The sequence below is a fragment of the Vibrio superstes genome (assembly GCF_003569005.1).
Taxonomy (GTDB): domain Bacteria; phylum Pseudomonadota; class Gammaproteobacteria; order Enterobacterales; family Vibrionaceae; genus Vibrio; species Vibrio superstes.
The window spans coordinates 1,238,536-1,255,924 of record NZ_BCUR01000004.1 but is presented as its reverse complement, the minus strand read 5'-3'; the positions used below and the strand labels follow the sequence as shown (position 1 = coordinate 1,255,924).

The following is a 17,389-nucleotide window of genomic DNA, read 5'->3' as shown; positions in this document are numbered from 1 at the left end:
TTTTTGGCTCAGTCTACAGATTTCTAAAAGCGGCATTGGTCTTTCTAGTATCCGAGGTCACATACGCCTCCATCTTCCTAAGGCTCGTTTCCATTTCTTCGAAATCTTGCTCCATCACGGTAAGCAGTTCTTTAGGTGCCTTTCCTGACTGCCACGGTTTTTGCTTCATTTGATGGTCAAACTGCTGTTGCCTAGTTTGAAAGATTTGCGGCGATTGCTTCTCAAGCATTAAGCTTGCAGCAAAATACGCCAACACCATAACAAAGCCACCGCCGAGTAAAGCCGCTGATACAAACAAAATTCGTACTACCCAGACTTCAATACCAAAGCGCGCTGCAATACCTGCACACACACCTGTCAGCTTCCCATTATGGGTGTCTCGATATAACCCTCTCATTGATTAGACCTCCAACTCGGTGACTCCGCATCCAAGATCTTCTCAAGCGTTTCGATTCGTTGCTTCATCTGCACTGCTTTCGAAGACAGTTGTTGAAGTTGCTCCCTTTCATCGCCAGACAAGCCTTGCCCTAGCTTACGCTTACTTCTGTAATGCAAAATCAACCATAACGGGGCAACAAAGATTAAGAAAACACTTAATGGTACCGTGATCAATGCTGTAGACATTTCGTCCCCTTATTTAATGGTCTTTATTAATCGAATTCTTCATTTTTTGCAGCTCTTGCTCTATTTCATCATCGGCCTGCAACTCGGCAAACTGATCATCAAGACTTGGCTCTTTACCGACTTGATAGCTGTCTGCGTCAGCTTCCAATCGATCTATCTTTTGTTCGTATTGCTCAAACTTAGCCAGCGTATCTTTAGTACGGCTGTTGTGCAGATGTTGCTGGACATCCTTACGACTTTTAGCTGCATTTTGGCGCATTGCTAGAGCAGATTGGCGAGCTCGAGTTTCATTAATCTTAGTCTCAAGTTTGCCTACCTCATCACTCAACTTAGTGATGGTTTCTTCAACCAAGGTCTGCTCAGTGTGCAAAGATTTCATCACTTTAGTAATACGCTGTTTTTCTATCAGCGCGGCACGAGCGAGCTCTTCTCTACCACGACTTAGTGCCAATGAGGCTTTTTGTTGCCAGTCTTCAACCTGCTCTTCCACCTGCGCCACTCTGCGCTGAAGCTCTTTTCGCTCTGCTAGTGCTTTGGCTGAGCTTGTGCGCACTTCCACTAAGGTATCTTCCATTTCTTGGATAATAAGGCGGATCATTTTTTCTGGATCTTCTGCCTTATCCAACAACGAGTTAATGTTTGAGTTCACTATGTCAGCAAAACGAGAAAAAATACCCATCTTATCTCTCCTTTATCGGTATTGTTGTTGGCGACGTGTTTCGCGCCTACTATCAACGACTATCCAAATTGCATGCCAAACTTTCAGCGTTAGTCTTAAGCGGAGAATAAAAATTCACAATAATCATAGTAAACAATAAGTTATAAGGAACCACGCTATTCTTTTAATTCAAGCTAAGTGATATGCACTTAATCTCTAACGCTCAAAACGTTTGACTTTAACTATGAATAGTAAATTATTAACCACTAATCGGTTAAAAATACCAACAGGGATACTATGCAACAGACACTGATCGGTCAATCTAGTCCATTTCTTACTGTATTAGATAAAGTCTCTAGGCTTGCACCTATTGAGCGCCCTGTGTTGATTATTGGCGACCGAGGAACGGGCAAAGAGTTAATTGCTCAGCGACTCCACTACCTGTCAAAGCGATGGGACAAACCATTAATCAGTCTAAATTGTGCAGCGCTCAGTGAAGGCGTGGTCGATTCGGAACTGTTTGGTCATGAAGCAGGGTCATTTTCTGGGGCAACAGGCAAACACCAAGGCCGCTTTGAGCGCGCCGAGGGTGGCAGTTTGTTTTTGGACGAAATAGCAACAACACCACTCTCAGTACAAGAGAAGTTACTGCGAGTCATCGAATACGGAGAGTATGAACGAGTTGGGGGCAGTCGCATCTTGCAATCAGATGTAAGGCTAATTTGTGCCACCAATGCTGACCTTCCGGAGCTTGCTCAACAACAAAAATTCCGCGCGGATCTCTTAGACAGGCTGGCCTTCGATGTGGTGTTACTACCCAGTTTGAAAGAGCGACAGGAAGATATACTACTACTGGCCGAGCACTTTGCTTTGCGCATGTGCCAAGAGCAGGGACTACCGCTATTCAATGGCTTTAACTCTCAATGTCAGCAACAGTTATTGGACTATACTTGGCCCGGTAACGTCAGGGAACTCAAGAACGTCGTGGAACGAGCCATCTATCTTAACCCCGAACCAAGCACACCTATCCAAGAACTGGTATTTGACCCCTTTGCTAAACCTAATGTCACCACTGAACCGGCCCGCAACGTATCTGTAGAGCAGAAAGCTGAAGTGACCATCGCCTCTTTACCCCTTGATTATAAAAAGTGGCAGCATGATCAGGATATTGAATTGCTCAATAGGGCCTTACAAGAAGCGCAACATAATCAGAAGAAAGCCGCAGGTCTGCTAGGATTGAGTTATCACCAATTTAGAGGAATGCTAAGAAAGTATAAAATGGTTTAGGATCAATGATTAACCCAATGGAGCTTAAAGGCGATAAGTGTTAGATTATGCAGATCATTCTAAAGAAACAATCAATGGTGCCTTAATATATGAAGGCGAACATCTGGAGAACACTTCAACTCGGATTTGTGGGTATGTGCACCCTCATTGTATCCGGTTGTGGTGATATCGAAGTCTCCGATCAGATCAAACAAGATGGATTCATATTTTGTGGTCAAGGAACACCCAGTTCTTTTAACCCTCAATTGGTCGACAACGACATTGCTGCAGAAGCCTTGGGTCCACAGATCTTTAATACCTTAGTGCATTTATCCAACAAAGACTTGGAGCTAGAGCCTATGCTAGCCACCAGTTGGACTGTGGATGAATCAGGAACTGTGTATCAGTTTAATCTGCGCCACGACGTCTCTTTTCAAACGACTGACTGGTTCACCCCTACCCGTAAGCTCAGCGCACAAGATGTGGTATTTACCTTTGAACGAATCATCGACAGCAGTCATCCGTTTCACTATGTCAGTGGTGGCACCTACCCTTGGTTTGAGGCAATTGGCTTCAAGCGTATCTTAAAAGAGGTTAAGGCTGTTGATGAACATACGGTTCAATTTGAGCTTTTTAAACCCGATAATACGTTCTTAACCAACCTTTCCACGACCTACTCGAGCATACATTCATCTGAATATGCCAACCAATTACTGGCAAAAGATCAAAAGCAAAACCTTGATCAGCTTCCAGTAGGCACAGGGCCGTTTTATCTAGACCAATTTAGCGTTAACGATTATATACGTTTACGTCGTAACCCTGACTTCTGGGGAACCCCGGCTAAAATGGAGCAAGTCGTACTCGACATTACCTCCCGTGGCACAGGTACCTTAGCAAAACTTTTGCGTAGTGAGTGTGATGTTTTATTCTCGCCTCGTTCTAGCCAGATCCCAACCATTCAAGCACATCCTGATTTAGTGTTACAGGCATACCCAAGCATGAACGTCGCCTTTATAGCGCTTCGCACGCTAAACCCTGCACTTAACGATGCCCGAGTGCGAAAGGCGCTAAACCTAGCCATCAACCGTGACGCGATTATCGACTCAGTCTACTACGGATATGGCTCGTCAGCGTATTCGATACTGCCACCAGAATCATGGGCTTATCAACAAGACTCTAGCCAGGTACGCTACGATCGCAATTACGCACGAGCACTGATTCGTGAGGCAGGTTATGGCACAGGCCTGGAACTGTCTTTGTGGGTTGCGTTAGAGCCTACAGCCTATAACCCAAGTCCGAGAAAAGTCGCAGAACTTCTGCAGTCAAACTTTGCCGATATTGGTGTAAAGCTAAACATCTTTCTTGATGAACGTTTATCGCGCTCAACCTTTCAAAGTGTTGCAGAAGCCGACATGATCTTAACCGGTTGGAATGCCGACACCAGTGACCCAGATAACTTCTTTCGTCCTTTGCTCTCCTGCGGAGCAGACAGAGCGGGTCTGAATATTGCTTCTTGGTGTAATCCAGACTTCGATGCCTTGATTGATATCGCTAAAGAAACCACGCAAAAGCGTCATCGCTTTAACTTATATCGCCAAGCACAAAATTTATTGAACGAAGAAGTGCCTATTATACCGATAGCGCATGGTATGCAATTTCAAGCCAAGCATAAGTCACTGCAAGGGTTCGATGCTAGCCCATTTAATACCCTGAGCTTTGAAAACGTTGAGAGGAGCAAATAGTGTTTATATACGCCATTCGACGTTTCAATCTATTCGTCATTACCCTAATGATTTTAACCGTAGTCGGCTACAGTATTCTTCGATTAGACCCAACCTCACCTTGGGCTATTTCTGATTTTTGGCAAGGATGGACCCTGTACCTTCAAGAGATCAGTCAGCTAGATTTCGGTACTACAGCTCAAGGTACTCCCGTTTTTGACGAGGTTAAGGTGGTGTTTACCGCAACGCTTGAACTGTGTTTCTTTGCCTTTATTCTCGCGCTGTGCATCGGCCTTCCCTTAGGTACACTTGCAGGAATGCGCCAGAACAAATGGGCAGATAGACTGATCTCATTCTTCTCTATGGCAGGGTACTCTGCGCCGCTGTTTTGGGTAGCCTTGTTATTGGTAATGCTTTTCTCATTGCGCCTTGAATGGTTGCCAATATCAGGTCGCTACAACCTGCTGTACGATATCCCGCAGATCACAGGTTTTGCGATGGTAGACGCGTGGCTCAGTGATAGCCCTAATAGAGAAGAAGCCTTTACAAGTGTGGTGATGCATCTGATCTTGCCGGCTTTAGTACTAGCGCTTGCGCCTACCACCCACTTTATAAGACTGATGCGCGCTTCTGTAGCGGATGTGATTGGTAAAAACTACATCCGAGTGGCCAAAATTAAAGGCCTTTCAAAGGTTGAGATCATTTTTGAGCACGTATTACGTAACGCTATTCCACCAATCATCCCACTTATCGGCGTGCAACTCTCGAGTATGCTGACGTTCGCCATCATTACCGAGTCTATTTTTAACTGGCCAGGGATTGGACGTTGGCTGCTTGATGCAGTAAGTAACCGTGATTACGTTTCTATTCAAGCAGGCGTTATGGTTGTGGCGACTTTTGTACTGGCAACGCAGATCCTGTCAGAGCTAGTCGGTACCTTGATTAATCCATTAGCAAGGAAGGAATGGTATGCTAAATACTAGTGTCTACCTCGAAGAGAGTATACCCACTCAACGCGAACGCTTTTGGCGCCATTTTCGTAGCAACAACCTAGCGATGTTTGGGCTATGGAATCTCGGTGTTATTCTATTTATCACCCTGATTTCTCCGTTGATTTCACCGCATGATCCCCTTGCACAATCTTCAGTACTGCTACAGCCACCCTCATGGGCTAAAGAAGGCAGTATTGATTATTTCTTGGGAACAGACGATCTAGGCCGTGACATACTATCTCGCCTGCTAATTGGCTCACAGATCACCATTGGTTCAGCGATCTTCATTACCTTAATTGCCGCGTTTATTGGTTGTATTATTGGCGCGCTAGCGGGTATGACTAAGGGTTTATTATCGAGCATTCTGAATCACCTACTCGATACGGTAATGTCGATTCCTTCGTTGCTACTTGCACTTATCTTTGTGGCGTTTCTAGGCACAGGCATGACATCGATAATGATGGCCATTTGTCTTGCCTTGATCCCCAGGTTTATTCGTAGTGTCTACCAAACCATTCATGCGGAAGTCGAGAAAGACTACATCATGTCAGCCAAACTTGATGGCGCTGACAAGTGGTACCTACTCACTGTTTCTATATTACCTAACGTACTAGCACCTATTGCTGCAGAATTTACCTTCGCCTTAACCATTGCGCTACTCGACATTACTGCTCTCGGTTTTCTTGGCCTTGGCGCTCAAGCACCAAGTCCAGAATGGGGAGCTATCTTGGGAGATTCCGTTGAACTTATCTATCTGGCTCCGTGGACAGTGGTCCTTCCTGGACTTGCCATCATGTATAGCGTAATTACCATTAACCTTGTTGGTGAAGGGGTTCGTGACGCCCTTAATGCAGGAGTTGAGTAATGCCTGTATTGGATTTTAGACACGTCACTATAGAGATTGATACCCCTCAGGGAATGGTTAAAGCGGTTGACCGCATGAGCTTAACCATCAATGAAGGGGAGATTCGTGGACTAGTGGGCGAATCAGGCTCAGGTAAAAGCCTGCTAGCAAAGGCCATTGTTGGGCTGGAAAAAGAAAACTGGAAGATTACCGCAGACCGAATGCGCCTCGGTGAAGTTGACCTTTTGGCACTCAAGCCAAAAGAGCGACGAAAGGTTATCGCGCGCGAGATTGCGATGATTTTCCAAGAGCCATCCACCTGCTTAGATCCGAGCGAGCGCGTAGGCCGACAGCTTGCCGAGTCTATTCCCTCTCGAACTTTCGAAGGAAAATGGTGGCAACGTTGGGGTTGGCGTAAGAAAACCTCTATTGCACTGCTTCATAAAGTGGGCATTAAAGCGCACACTCGCATTATGCACAGTTATCCCTATGAGCTCACTGACGGTGAGTGCCAAAAGGTAATGATTGCGATGGCGATTGCCGCCAAGCCAAAGATCTTAATCGCTGATGAGCCTACAAACGACCTTGATCCCATCACTCAGACGCAAATTTTGCGACTGTTGAGTAGAATGAATCAGGTAAACAACACCACAATTTTACTTATCGGGCACGATCTTGCAGCTATTACTCAGTGGGCTAAGAAGATCACCGTGATGTATTGTGGGCAAAGTGTTGAGTCTGCGCCAACAGATAAGTTGATGGCGGCGCCAAAACACCCCTACACCCAAGCGCTTCTTGAAGCCCTACCCGACTTTAGTGGCTGGCTTCCGCATAAACAAAAATTGCAATCTCTACCGGGAAGCATCCCGCCGCTTCAGCACTTGCCGATCGGTTGTCGATTAGGGCCACGTTGTCCCTATGCACAACACAAATGCGTGAAGGCGCCCTACTCTAAAAAAGAAAAAGGCCATAAGTACAATTGTCATTTCCCTCTCAACACCAAAGCTAAGGTGAGTGAATGAGCTCGTTACTAGAGGTTAAGGACCTAAGTAAAACCTTCGTCAACCGCTATGGGCTATTTAGAAAGCAGTACTTTGATGCGGTAAAGCCGGTCAATTTTACTCTAGAGCCCGGTCAGACATTGGCACTAATTGGACAAAACTCTTCTGGAAAATCAACTTTGGCCAAAATGCTAGCAGGGGTCATTGAACCAAGTTCAGGCGAGATCTTTGTTAACGGCGAAAAGCTAGAACACAAAGACTATGCGACTCGCTGTAAGTTGATACGCGTGATCTTCCAAGACCCCAATTCCTCCTTGAATCCACGTATTCAAATTGGTCGAATCCTTGAAGGCCCGCTAAAAAGAAATACCGCTATGCCACCAGAGGCACGTAAGCGACGCGTAATTGAAACGCTAAAACGTGTGGGTTTGCTGCCTGAGCATGCGTATTTCTATCCACAAATGTTGGCTGCAGGACAAAAACAAAGGGTCTGTATTGCAAGGGCACTGATACTTCAGCCCTCGATCATCATTGCTGATGAGGCGCTAAATGGTCTAGATATGGCAATGAGATCGCAGATCATTAACCTCTTGTTAGAACTGCAAGATGAAATGGGCTTGTCATTTATCTATGTATCTCAACAAATTGGTATCGTTAAGCACATCTCAGATAAGGTAATGGTGATGTCTCACGGTAAAGTGGTGGAAGCGGGTGATACGCAAAAGGTATTATCTGATCCCCAACACGCCATTACCCAGAAGCTGGTTGATAACCACTTTTACAAGGCACCAAACTACTCTAAGTAACCATTTAGCTCCCACAACGAAAAAAGGCAGGATGATCACTCACCCTGCCCTTACTATTTGGCTGTAACGCGCAGATTATACCAATCACAGTAAGTGGTCAGAAATAGCGTTTTAACAAGCTAGGATGACCAGTCATTGACTACGATTGGTACTACACTAGCTCAGCTTGTAGCCAAGGCCAGCCTTGCTTCTTGCGGCTTAGCGTATTTTCCATCATAAGAACGCCGTTATCTGCGTGCTTGTCTAGCTTCTCAGCCCACTCACCTTTGTAAAGTAGGCGAGTTGTTGCTGAAGTGATGTCTGTTAGCATAACTGCTGCAAACGCTAAACCTTGTTCGTCACAGCGACGCACAAGGTCTTGCTCAAGAGCTTCGATTTGACCATCAACTTGCTCAAGGGTTGCAAGCTCAATCTGACCAACAACAACATCACGACCATTAAATGGGTATGCTTTAAGGTCTTTTTCTACCAGTTGTGCTGGAGATAGGCCTTCGATGTCTGTCTTAGCAATCAAAAGCGCTTTGATGAATGCATCAATGTCGTCAACACCTGCAATTTGAGCTAGCTCTTGAACTGCATCTTTATCTTTTTGAGTACATGTTGGAGAAGCGAAACCTACTGTGTCAGATAGGATAGCTGACATCATTAGCTTAGCGATTGCTGGAGCAATCTCTGCACCCTCAATCTTGAACATGTTGAAAAGAACCGTACAAGAACAGCCTACAGGCCAGATCCACGCTTCAAGTGGGTTGATTGTCATCACGTCACCCAAACGGTGGTGATCAACGATACCTACGATTTCTGCTTCGTTTACGTCATCAGGTGCTTGAGCTAGGTCGCTGTAGTCAACTAGCCAAACTTTTTCACCCGCAACTGAATCACGAAATTCTGGTTGCTCTAGACCCGCTACATTAAGAATGTGCTGAGTCTCGCGGTTAATTTCTCCTTGACGAATTGGCTTAGCGTCTAGGCCACGAGCCTTAAGAAGTTCAGTAGCAGCTAACGCTGAACAAATACTATCGCTATCTGGGTTTTTATGACCAACAACTAAAATCATCACTGTTCCTATAATGTTATCCAATGTTACGTCTACTATTAGACGTTATAGTGCGAACATTATACCCAATCAGTTTCAAGTTTCTAGTTATCTACTTGGGTTAAACCGTTATCTGCCTAGCTTAAGAGTGCGTTAGTGCTATGTGAAAACCTTGCGTGTTTTAGGGGCTTTACTCAACATCCGCTCTAAGCATTTTTCAATGGCTGTTAACAAGGGCACAAACAACCGTCATTTAACCTAGATTTGACACGAATGCGGGATAAAAACTATCAATTTTAATTGATGCAGTGTATCGTTTCGCACGCTCAAATCAATGTTCAGTAACAAGTTGAATTGCATGTTTAATTTTGCCAATTTTTATCAATTAATCGCTCAGGACACGCGCCTACAGCCGTGGCTAGAGACCCTACCTAAACAGCTTGCTGACTGGCAAAGCGCCGAGCACGGTGATTTTGACCGCTGGTTACGAGCTCTCAATAAGATACCTGCACTAACGCCGGACAACATCGAGTTGCAGTACGAGGTCAATGTTTCTAACTCTCATCCCCTCATTGACGGTGAAAAGAAGAAACTAGAAAGTCTTCTAAAAACTTTCCACCCGTGGCGTAAAGGCCCATTTACCCTGCACGATATCCACATTGATACCGAATGGCGATCAGACTGGAAGTGGGATCGTTTACTTCCACACATCACCCCTTTGAAAAACCGTTCTGTGTTGGATGTAGGCTGTGGCAATGGTTACCACATGTGGAGAATGCTGGGAGCGGGTGCAAGATTGTGCGTAGGGATAGATCCATCACATCTTTTCCTTGTGCAGTTTGAAGCTGTGCGTAAGTTGATGAACAATGACCAGCGAATTCATCTTCTTCCACTTGGAATTGAACAACTACCTGAACTAAGAGCCTTCGATACAGTCTTCAGTATGGGTGTGCTCTATCATAGACGTTCTCCTCTTGATCATATCCTGCAGTTGAAAAATCAACTTCTTCCTGGTGGCGAGTTGATCTTAGAGACTTTAGTGATTGAAGGTGATGAGAATGCAGTGCTAGTCCCTGCTGATCGTTACGCTCAGATGCGCAATGTGTACTTCTTCCCTTCAGCAAAAGCGCTTAAGGTGTGGATGGAAAAATGCGGATTGGTTGATGTAAAAATTGTCGACGAAAACACGACTTCAGTAGGCGAACAAAGAACAACGGAATGGATGAAGCACAACTCACTACCTGAGTACCTTGATCCAGAAGACCCTAGTAAAACTGTCGAAGGGTATCCTGCTCCTCGCAGAGCAATAATGATTGCAAAAAATCCGGGTTAATTGGATTCACTGATGTAAGTTTGTTCACTAAATGAACATCAGTTAAAACATTGAAAATTATCAATGTTTTTTAATTGAACTACCGAAAATATGGAATATGTGTTCTACACTTAGCATTACGAATCTGACGAGTTGAAGCGGATTCTCGCGCTAAGTACAAATAATAATAGGTCTAAGATGCTCAAGCATATTGTCGCCTTATCCGGAGCGGTACTTTTATCCGGATGTGCTACGTCTCAAGCAACACAGGAAGAAACGAGACAATATAGAACGGAATCTATGCAAGCAGTCAAATCGTCTGAAGAGAATTTATCCAATCAGATCAGTAGCTTAAAGCTTTCAATTGATAATCAAAATGACTATATTGAGAGTTTAGAAGACCAGCTAGGTATCATGTCGAATCGCGTTGATAATCTAGCCAAGCAAAACGCTCGAGTTTTACTTGCTCCTAAGCAAGAAGAAGAACAACCTAAACCTAAGGCCCCGGTGTCGAATGGCGATTTGGTTGTTTTAGGTTCAATTGAAACAGTCAAATTTGAACAGATAAATCAAACGTTTGAAGCAAGAATTGATACAGGTGCCGCAACATCGTCACTGAATGCAATTAATATTCAAGAATTTGAACGAAACGGCAATACATGGGTTAAATTTAACTTATCCACGGATAAAGCCGAAGATGCTGAACCAACATGGATTGAAGCTCCGCTAATTCGTTATGCAAAGGTTCGTCAATCTAATACAACTAAAACGCATCGACGCGCGGTCATTGAACTGTGGATTAATTTAGGTGACGTAAGAGAAAAAGCACAGTTCACCCTGGCTGACCGCTCTCACATGACCCACCCGGTACTATTAGGCAGAGAGTTCATCAAGGACATTGCCCTAGTAGATGTAAGTAAAGAATTTATTCAAACAGAAAAACAGCAGTGACAAATTAGGTCGCCTCAATAATAAGGATTGTTATGACTTCACGAGTGCCTTTTTATATTTTTATTGCCCTGCTCATAGTTGCTGGCACCGCATTATCTATGCTGCGCCATGACTCCTACGGGGTACCTTGGACACCGGGTGAAAGCCGAGAGCTTTGGGACATTGAAGCTCGCGTTGAGTTAGTTGCACAAGGCGAACCGGTAACGGTTTCTCTTGCAGCACCAGGAACTCAAAACGGCTACACACTCATTGACGAATCTGCATCATCGCCAGGTTATGGCGTAGCTTATGTAAATTCTGATATTGGTCGACGAGCGGAATGGACTATCCGCTATGCCGAGGGGCCACAAACCATCTATTACAAAGCTCAATTCCTTGTCGATCCGCAGGCCAAGGTAGAATCAGTTCCACCTGAAGGTGGCATTGAAGCACCAACCTTTGATGGGCCTCAAGAAGCAGCGGCTCAAGCCATTGTGGAAGAAGCGACCAAGCGAAGTGCTAACGATGAAACGTTAACCCGCGAGATCATCCGCAAGCTGAATGATAACAACAGCCAAAACGCTGCCCTACTGCTTAATCAGTTTACCAAGCAAGAAGCGCTTTCCGCCCTGCTCGCTTACGCTGAAGTACCGAGTAAAACTGTAGGTGTTATTCAGCTGGAAGATGGTCGCCGTCGTCAGTCAATCAATCCTATGGTCCAGGTATGGGACGGCAAGGCATGGTTGTTGTTTGATGCTGAGACAGGTACTCAAGGTAAGAGTGAAAACACGCTTATCTGGGACGAGTCGAACGTGTCACTTCTTGACGTAACCGGTGGTAGAAACAGTCAGGTGCTGTTCTCTATGATTGCTCAGGACATTACGCCTCGCGCTGCAACCGCTAGCAAGGTAAATGCTGATGATCTACTCAACTTCTCTATTCACAGCCTGCCTCTAGAAGAGCAATCGATGTTTAAAACCATCATGCTGATTCCTATCGGTGCGCTCATCGTGGTGTTCTTGCGAATAATCATCGGTCTTAAGACTTCCGGTACCTTCATGCCAGTGCTTATTGCGGTTGCCTTTGTGCAAACGCAGCTAGTGACCGGTATTGTCGGTTTCCTACTCATCGTCGGTACAGGTTTGGTGATACGTAGTTACCTCTCCAAGCTCAACCTGCTACTGGTGGCCAGGATATCCGCGGTAATCATCACCGTAATCTTGATTATTTCAGTCTTCACTATCGTAGCCTTTAATATCGGCTTGGTCGAAGGTCTGTCTATCACCTTCTTCCCTATGATTATCCTATCTTGGACTATTGAACGTATGTCGATTCTTTGGGAAGAGGAAGGCGCTAAGGAAGTGGTTCTACAAGGTGGTGGTTCACTACTAACGGCTGTACTGGTTTACTTGGCAATGACTAACATGTACATCCAACACCTGACCTTCAACTTCATTGGCATGCAGCTAATTATCTTGGCACTGATTCTAATGCTAGGTAACTACACTGGATACCGCTTAACCGAGCTACGTCGCTTCAAGCCACTGGCGGAGGACTAAGCCTATGTTGAGTCAGTTTACTTCGCCATTTAAGATTCGCTCAAAGGGAATTATGGGCATGAACCAACGTAACCACAGTTACATTGGTAAGTACAATGACCGTAGTAAATTCCCTCTGGTGGATGACAAGCTAAAAACCAAAAAAATTGCAGAGCTTCACGGCGCAACGACGCCAGCGCTCATTGGCGTCATTGGTCAACAAGCTGAAGTGAAACGTATCCATAAAATGGTTAAGGAATGGCCTGGATTCTGTATCAAACCTGCTCAGGGTAGTGGTGGTAAAGGAATCTTGGTCATCATCTCGCACAAAGACGGCGTTTACACTAAACCGTCTGGCGATACCGTTAACGAGCAAGATGTTGAACGACATATCAGTAACACACTGGCGGGTCTGTTTTCCTTAGGGGGTAAGAACGACGTTGCCGTTGTTGAGAACTTGATTAAGTTCGACAGTTGCTTCGAAGGTTACAGCTACGAGGGTGTGCCCGATGTACGTATCATCGTATTTAAAGGCTACCCTGTTATGGCGATGATGCGACTATCAACGTCTAACTCTGACGGAAAAGCTAACTTGCACCAAGGTGCTGTGGGCGTGGGCATTGATATAGCGACAGGCAAAGCCGTGCGCGCTGTTCAGTACGATTTACCCGTAACCCACCACCCTGATACAGGTAAAGACCTAATGCAATTGCAGGTTCCTCACTGGGAACGTTTGCTGGTCTTGGCTTCAAGCGCTTGGGAAATGACAGGCCTTGGTTACATGGGTACCGACATGGTACTTGATAGTGAAGAAGGCCCTATGGTGTTAGAGCTTAACGCCCGTCCGGGTTTAGCGATTCAAATCGCTAACGGCACAGGCCTACTGCCAAGACTGCAACACATTGAGAACCTTGGTGAAACAGCTGAGTATCCAAGGCCCGCAGAACGCGTAGCCTACGCCGCGAAGCAATTTGCAGCACATTTGGATAACGTGAAAAAATAGTATCTACCTGTAGAAACAACAAAGCCCTCATCACTATAAAAAGTGATGAGGGCTCTTTTGTAGCGGCTCTAGATTCTAAGGCCCTAGCACCGCTACTAATCTTAACGTCCTAGCGCTTCTTTATAATGCACTCGACACACCGACACATATTTATCGTTACCGCCAATAGCGACCTGATCCCCTTCTGCGATAGGGTTACCATGCTCATCAGTACGGATCACCATGTTGGCTTTGCGACCGCAGTGGCAGATAGTTTTTAGCTCAACCAGTTTGTCCGCCCACGCCAACAAATGAAGACTGCCTTCAAATAACTCGCCCAAGAAATCGGTACGCAAGCCGTAGCACAGTACTGGGATGTGTAACTTATCAACAATTTCCGTCAGTTGGTATACCTGCTCTTTCGATAAGAACTGGCATTCATCGACTAGTACACAATGGTGTTGCGTTTCTTCATTGAGCTCACTCATCTTCTTAAACAAGTCAGTCTCTTTGTGAAAAAGGTGCGCATCAGCCTGAAGGCCAATTCGAGAAGTCACCTTCCCTTCACCATAGCGATCATCAAGTGCTGCCGTAAAAATAAGTGGGGTCATTCCTCTTTCTTGATAGTTAAAAGAGGATTGTAGAAGTGTGGTGGATTTACCCGCATTCATCGCTGAGTAATAGAAGTACATCTGAGCCACGTTAAAGCCTTTATTATTATTCTAGATTGCATAAAGAAAAGGGCCGATAAGTATCAGCCCTAATTATTCAAAGCTTAAGAGTTACTTGCGACGCCAAGTGGTACCTTGAGGACCATCTTCTAAGATAATACCCAGCTCATTTAGCTTGTCGCGAGCAAGATCGGCGTTCGCCCAATCTTTGGAAGCTCGAGAATCATTGCGAAGTTTAATCAGAGCTTCAATCTCAGCCACTTCATCGTCTTCTTGATCACCTTGCAGGAAGGCTTCAGGGTCTTGATAAAGAATACCAATCACATCCGCTAGTTCACGCATCAGCGCGCCCAGTTGGCTCGCTTTTTCTAGCTCAGCACCCTTCAGACGGTTCACCTCACGCGCCATATCAAATAGCACAGCGTAAGCTTCTGGGGTATTGAAGTCATCATTCATTGCAACGGTAAAGCGAGACACGTAATCTTCGCCACCTGCCGGTGTCGCACTAGCATCTAGACCACGAAGTGCAGTGTATAGACGTTCAAGAGAAGCACGAGCTTGGTTCAGGTTATCTTCACTGTAGTTTAACTGGCTGCGGTAGTGGCCCGACATTAGGAAGTAACGAACCGTCTCCGAGTCGTAATGACCTAACACGTCACGGATAGTAAAGAAATTGCCTAAAGACTTAGACATTTTCTCTTGATCAACCATAACCATACCGCTGTGCATCCAAGTATTTACATACTGGGTGCCGTGAGCACAGCAAGATTGCGCAATCTCATTTTCGTGGTGAGGGAATTGTAGATCCGAGCCACCACCGTGAATGTCAAAGTGGTTGCCTAGAATAGATGAGTTCATTGCAGAACATTCAATGTGCCAACCCGGACGACCAGCGCCCCATGGGGATTCCCATGTTGGCTCACCTGGTTTTGACATCTTCCAAAGGACAAAGTCCAGAGGGCTACGTTTCGCTGTCTCTACGTCTACACGAGCGCCTGCTTGAAGCTGCTCTAGATCTTGCTTTGACAGTTTACCGTACTCATCAAATTTGCTCACTTCGAACATCACATCGCCATTACTTGCAACATATGCAAAGCCGCGCTCGATAAGCTTCTCAACAAGAACTATGATCTCATCAATGAATTCTGTTGCGCGAGGTTCAACGTCAGGGCGTTTCATGTTGAGTGCATCAAAATCAGCATGCATTTCAGCGATAAGGCGCTCTGTCAAAGACTCACAGCTTTCGCCATTCTCTGCCGCACGCTTGATGATCTTGTCATCAATATCGGTAATGTTGCGTACAAAGTTCAAGTCGTAACCAAGATACCTAAGGTAACGAGACACTACGTCAAAAGAAACAAAAGTGCGACCATGTCCAATGTGACACAAGTCATAGATGGTCACTCCACAGACATACATGCCTATTTTACCGGCAGTGATAGGTTTGAATTCTTCTTTTTGACGCGTCAGTGTATTGTATATCTTGAGCATTTCTTCAGCTTTTACTTCTTGGTGGCAATAATGCGGTTAGTATACCAACACATAACCCGTTAAGTAACATAAAACTCGGATAGCAGTTGATTGTGCTGAGAGTTTGGTTAGAATTTGATTCGATTTATCTACTAAATAAACGTTAAGGACGCTCTTATGATCACCCTTCACACCAATCACGGTGACATCACTCTAGAACTGAACCACGAAGCAGCACCTGCGACAGCGGCAAACTTCGCTCAGTATTGTAAAGATGGTTTTTACGACAACACTCTTTTCCACCGTGTTATCGATGGTTTTATGATCCAAGGCGGCGGTATGACTTCTGGCTTGCGTGAGAAACCAACTCGCGACACTATCAAGAACGAAGCAAACAACGGTCTAAGCAACGCTGTTGGTACTATCGCAATGGCGCGTACTATGGAACCGCATTCAGCTAGCTCACAGTTCTTTATCAACATTAACAACAACACGTTCTTGGACTTCAAATCAGAAGACATGAATGGCTGGGGTTACTGTGTATTCGGTAAAGTGACTGAAGGCATGGATGTAGTAAACAAGATCAAAGGCGTGAGCACTGGCAGCATGGGTATGCACCAAGATGTTCCTTTAGAAGAAGTTATTATTACTGGCACTACTATCGCTGAGTAATAGCTTTCAAACCGTCCAAGCTCGGCTTGGGCGGTTTATTCTCTCCAATGGAACACTCTCCTAATGCGCACTCTCTTTATCTCAGATCTACACCTTACTCCCAATCGCAGCGATATGACGGACGCTTTCGTACGTTTTATGCGTGAAGAAGCACCGAATTCAGACGCAGTTTATATTCTTGGGGATCTTTTTGAATTCTGGGTTGGAGACGATGACGACTCTCCGCTAAACAACACAGTAACCAATGAGATAAGAACGCTTGTAGACTCAGGAACGCCATGCTTTTTTGTACAAGGCAATCGCGATTTCTTAGTGGGCAAGAGATTTGAGCGTAAAAGCGGGGCTAAGCTTTTAGGCGATGAAACCTTAATCGACCTCTATGGCACTCCAACCTTAATCATGCATGGCGATACCCTATGCACTGATGATGTTAAATACCAAGAGTTTCGTAAGAAGATGCACCTAAAATGGTTGCAGTGGATTTACAACCGAGTTCCCCTATCCTTTCGCCGTAAGCTCGTTAAAAAGGTGCAAAATAATGCCAATGATGACAAACAATCCAAATCCTATGACATTATGGATGTGAATCAGCAGGCGGTTATTGATGCTATGCAACGTCACAATGCAAAGTGGCTTATTCATGGCCATACTCACCGCCAAGATATCCACCCATTAGATGCCGATGGAACTAAACAACGCATCGTTCTTGGGGACTGGTTTACTGAATCTTCAATCCTCGAAGTCACTAAGGATGACCTTAATTTATTCAATCAACCTCTATAAATTGACTTATTAATACTACCAAATAGGCATTTTTAGATAAAATTCATTTTTAATTCATAATTTGTGTCTATTATCTAATGTGA

18 protein-coding genes are annotated in these 17,389 nt (G+C 45.0%); 12 read left to right on the top strand and 6 right to left on the bottom strand.

From position 1 onward, the window contains the following. Positions 1 to 13: 13 nt before the first annotated feature. The 3 genes from pspC to pspA are packed head-to-tail and all read right to left on the bottom strand — an operon-like array spanning position 14 to position 1,303. Positions 14 to 397: an envelope stress response membrane protein PspC gene (gene pspC, locus D5I41_RS13710; RefSeq protein WP_017030303.1), complete on the bottom strand. Its 384-nt coding sequence runs from the start codon at positions 395 to 397 to the stop codon at positions 14 to 16. Next, positions 394 to 624 carry an envelope stress response membrane protein PspB gene (gene pspB / locus D5I41_RS13705; RefSeq protein ID WP_017030826.1) on the bottom strand — a complete coding sequence of 77 codons (231 nt, stop codon included), beginning with the start codon at positions 622 to 624 and terminating at the stop codon, positions 394 to 396. Before pspB ends, pspC begins: the two co-directional genes overlap by 4 nt. Before the next feature lie 13 nt (positions 625 to 637). Further along, entirely contained in the window at positions 638 to 1,303 is a 666-nt protein-coding gene (pspA, locus tag D5I41_RS13700) for a phage shock protein PspA (protein ID WP_119010256.1), read from the bottom strand. Between the two features lie 276 nt (positions 1,304 to 1,579). On the opposite strand from pspA, the gene pspF reads away from it, so the two are divergent. From pspF to D5I41_RS13670, 6 genes are all read left to right on the top strand, one after another. Next, entirely contained in the window at positions 1,580 to 2,569 is a 990-nt protein-coding gene (gene pspF, locus D5I41_RS13695; RefSeq protein ID WP_119010255.1) for a phage shock protein operon transcriptional activator, read from the top strand. Positions 2,570 to 2,658: 89 nt separating this feature from the next. Further along, the gene (locus D5I41_RS13690; protein ID WP_119010254.1) at positions 2,659 to 4,290 is read left to right on the top strand and encodes an ABC transporter substrate-binding protein; all 1,632 of its coding nucleotides are present in this window, start codon (positions 2,659 to 2,661) and stop codon (positions 4,288 to 4,290) included. Then, positions 4,290 to 5,252 (top strand): ABC transporter permease, encoded by a 963-nt coding sequence (locus D5I41_RS13685; protein ID WP_119010253.1) that lies wholly within the window; start codon positions 4,290 to 4,292, stop codon positions 5,250 to 5,252. The genes D5I41_RS13690 and D5I41_RS13685 overlap by 1 nt, the downstream gene beginning before the upstream one ends. Beyond that, positions 5,239 to 6,126 carry an ABC transporter permease subunit gene (locus tag D5I41_RS13680; protein ID WP_119010252.1) on the top strand — a complete coding sequence of 296 codons (888 nt, stop codon included), beginning with the start codon at positions 5,239 to 5,241 and terminating at the stop codon, positions 6,124 to 6,126. Before D5I41_RS13685 ends, D5I41_RS13680 begins: the two co-directional genes overlap by 14 nt. Continuing rightward, positions 6,126 to 7,127 (top strand): peptide ABC transporter ATP-binding protein, encoded by a 1,002-nt coding sequence (locus D5I41_RS13675; RefSeq protein ID WP_119010251.1) that lies wholly within the window; start codon positions 6,126 to 6,128, stop codon positions 7,125 to 7,127. The genes D5I41_RS13680 and D5I41_RS13675 overlap by 1 nt, the downstream gene beginning before the upstream one ends. After that, positions 7,124 to 7,912 (top strand): peptide ABC transporter ATP-binding protein, encoded by a 789-nt coding sequence (locus D5I41_RS13670; protein ID WP_119010250.1) that lies wholly within the window; start codon positions 7,124 to 7,126, stop codon positions 7,910 to 7,912. Before D5I41_RS13675 ends, D5I41_RS13670 begins: the two co-directional genes overlap by 4 nt. Before the next feature lie 151 nt (positions 7,913 to 8,063). Here the strand turns inward: D5I41_RS13670 and D5I41_RS13665 are convergent, their stop codons facing one another. Further along, positions 8,064 to 8,969: a manganese-dependent inorganic pyrophosphatase gene (locus tag D5I41_RS13665; RefSeq protein ID WP_017030312.1), complete on the bottom strand. Its 906-nt coding sequence runs from the start codon at positions 8,967 to 8,969 to the stop codon at positions 8,064 to 8,066. Between the two features lie 337 nt (positions 8,970 to 9,306). Here D5I41_RS13665 and cmoB point away from each other — a divergent pair, with 337 nt between their 5' ends. The 4 genes from cmoB (at position 9,307) to D5I41_RS13645 (ending at position 13,731) form a co-directional block, all read left to right on the top strand. Further along, positions 9,307 to 10,281 carry a tRNA 5-methoxyuridine(34)/uridine 5-oxyacetic acid(34) synthase CmoB gene (cmoB, locus tag D5I41_RS13660; RefSeq protein WP_119010249.1) on the top strand — a complete coding sequence of 325 codons (975 nt, stop codon included), beginning with the start codon at positions 9,307 to 9,309 and terminating at the stop codon, positions 10,279 to 10,281. Positions 10,282 to 10,458: 177 nt separating this feature from the next. After that, positions 10,459 to 11,211, top strand: coding sequence for an ATP-dependent zinc protease family protein (locus tag D5I41_RS13655; RefSeq protein ID WP_119010248.1), 753 nt, complete (start codon positions 10,459 to 10,461; stop codon positions 11,209 to 11,211). A 32-nt stretch (positions 11,212 to 11,243) separates the two neighbouring features. Continuing rightward, on the top strand, positions 11,244 to 12,749 hold the full coding sequence (locus D5I41_RS13650) for an inactive transglutaminase family protein (protein WP_119010247.1): 1,506 nt from the start codon (positions 11,244 to 11,246) through the stop codon (positions 12,747 to 12,749). Between the two features lie 4 nt (positions 12,750 to 12,753). Continuing rightward, on the top strand, positions 12,754 to 13,731 hold the full coding sequence (locus tag D5I41_RS13645) for an alpha-L-glutamate ligase-like protein (RefSeq protein WP_119010246.1): 978 nt from the start codon (positions 12,754 to 12,756) through the stop codon (positions 13,729 to 13,731). A 101-nt stretch (positions 13,732 to 13,832) separates the two neighbouring features. Here the strand turns inward: D5I41_RS13645 and D5I41_RS13640 are convergent, their stop codons facing one another. Continuing rightward, positions 13,833 to 14,411, bottom strand: a complete 579-nt coding sequence (locus D5I41_RS13640; RefSeq protein ID WP_119010245.1) for a thymidine kinase — start codon at positions 14,409 to 14,411, stop codon at positions 13,833 to 13,835. Between the two features lie 81 nt (positions 14,412 to 14,492). Then, on the bottom strand, positions 14,493 to 15,872 hold the full coding sequence (cysS, locus tag D5I41_RS13635; RefSeq protein WP_119010244.1) for a cysteine--tRNA ligase: 1,380 nt from the start codon (positions 15,870 to 15,872) through the stop codon (positions 14,493 to 14,495). 156 nt (positions 15,873 to 16,028) lie between these two features. Here cysS and D5I41_RS13630 point away from each other — a divergent pair, with 156 nt between their 5' ends. Both D5I41_RS13630 and lpxH read left to right on the top strand, forming a co-directional pair. Beyond that, positions 16,029 to 16,523: a peptidylprolyl isomerase gene (locus tag D5I41_RS13630; RefSeq protein ID WP_017030838.1), complete on the top strand. Its 495-nt coding sequence runs from the start codon at positions 16,029 to 16,031 to the stop codon at positions 16,521 to 16,523. A gap of 63 nt (positions 16,524 to 16,586) precedes the next feature. Further along, the gene (gene lpxH, locus D5I41_RS13625; RefSeq protein ID WP_119010243.1) at positions 16,587 to 17,306 is read left to right on the top strand and encodes a UDP-2,3-diacylglucosamine diphosphatase; all 720 of its coding nucleotides are present in this window, start codon (positions 16,587 to 16,589) and stop codon (positions 17,304 to 17,306) included. Positions 17,307 to 17,389 lie beyond the last annotated feature (83 nt).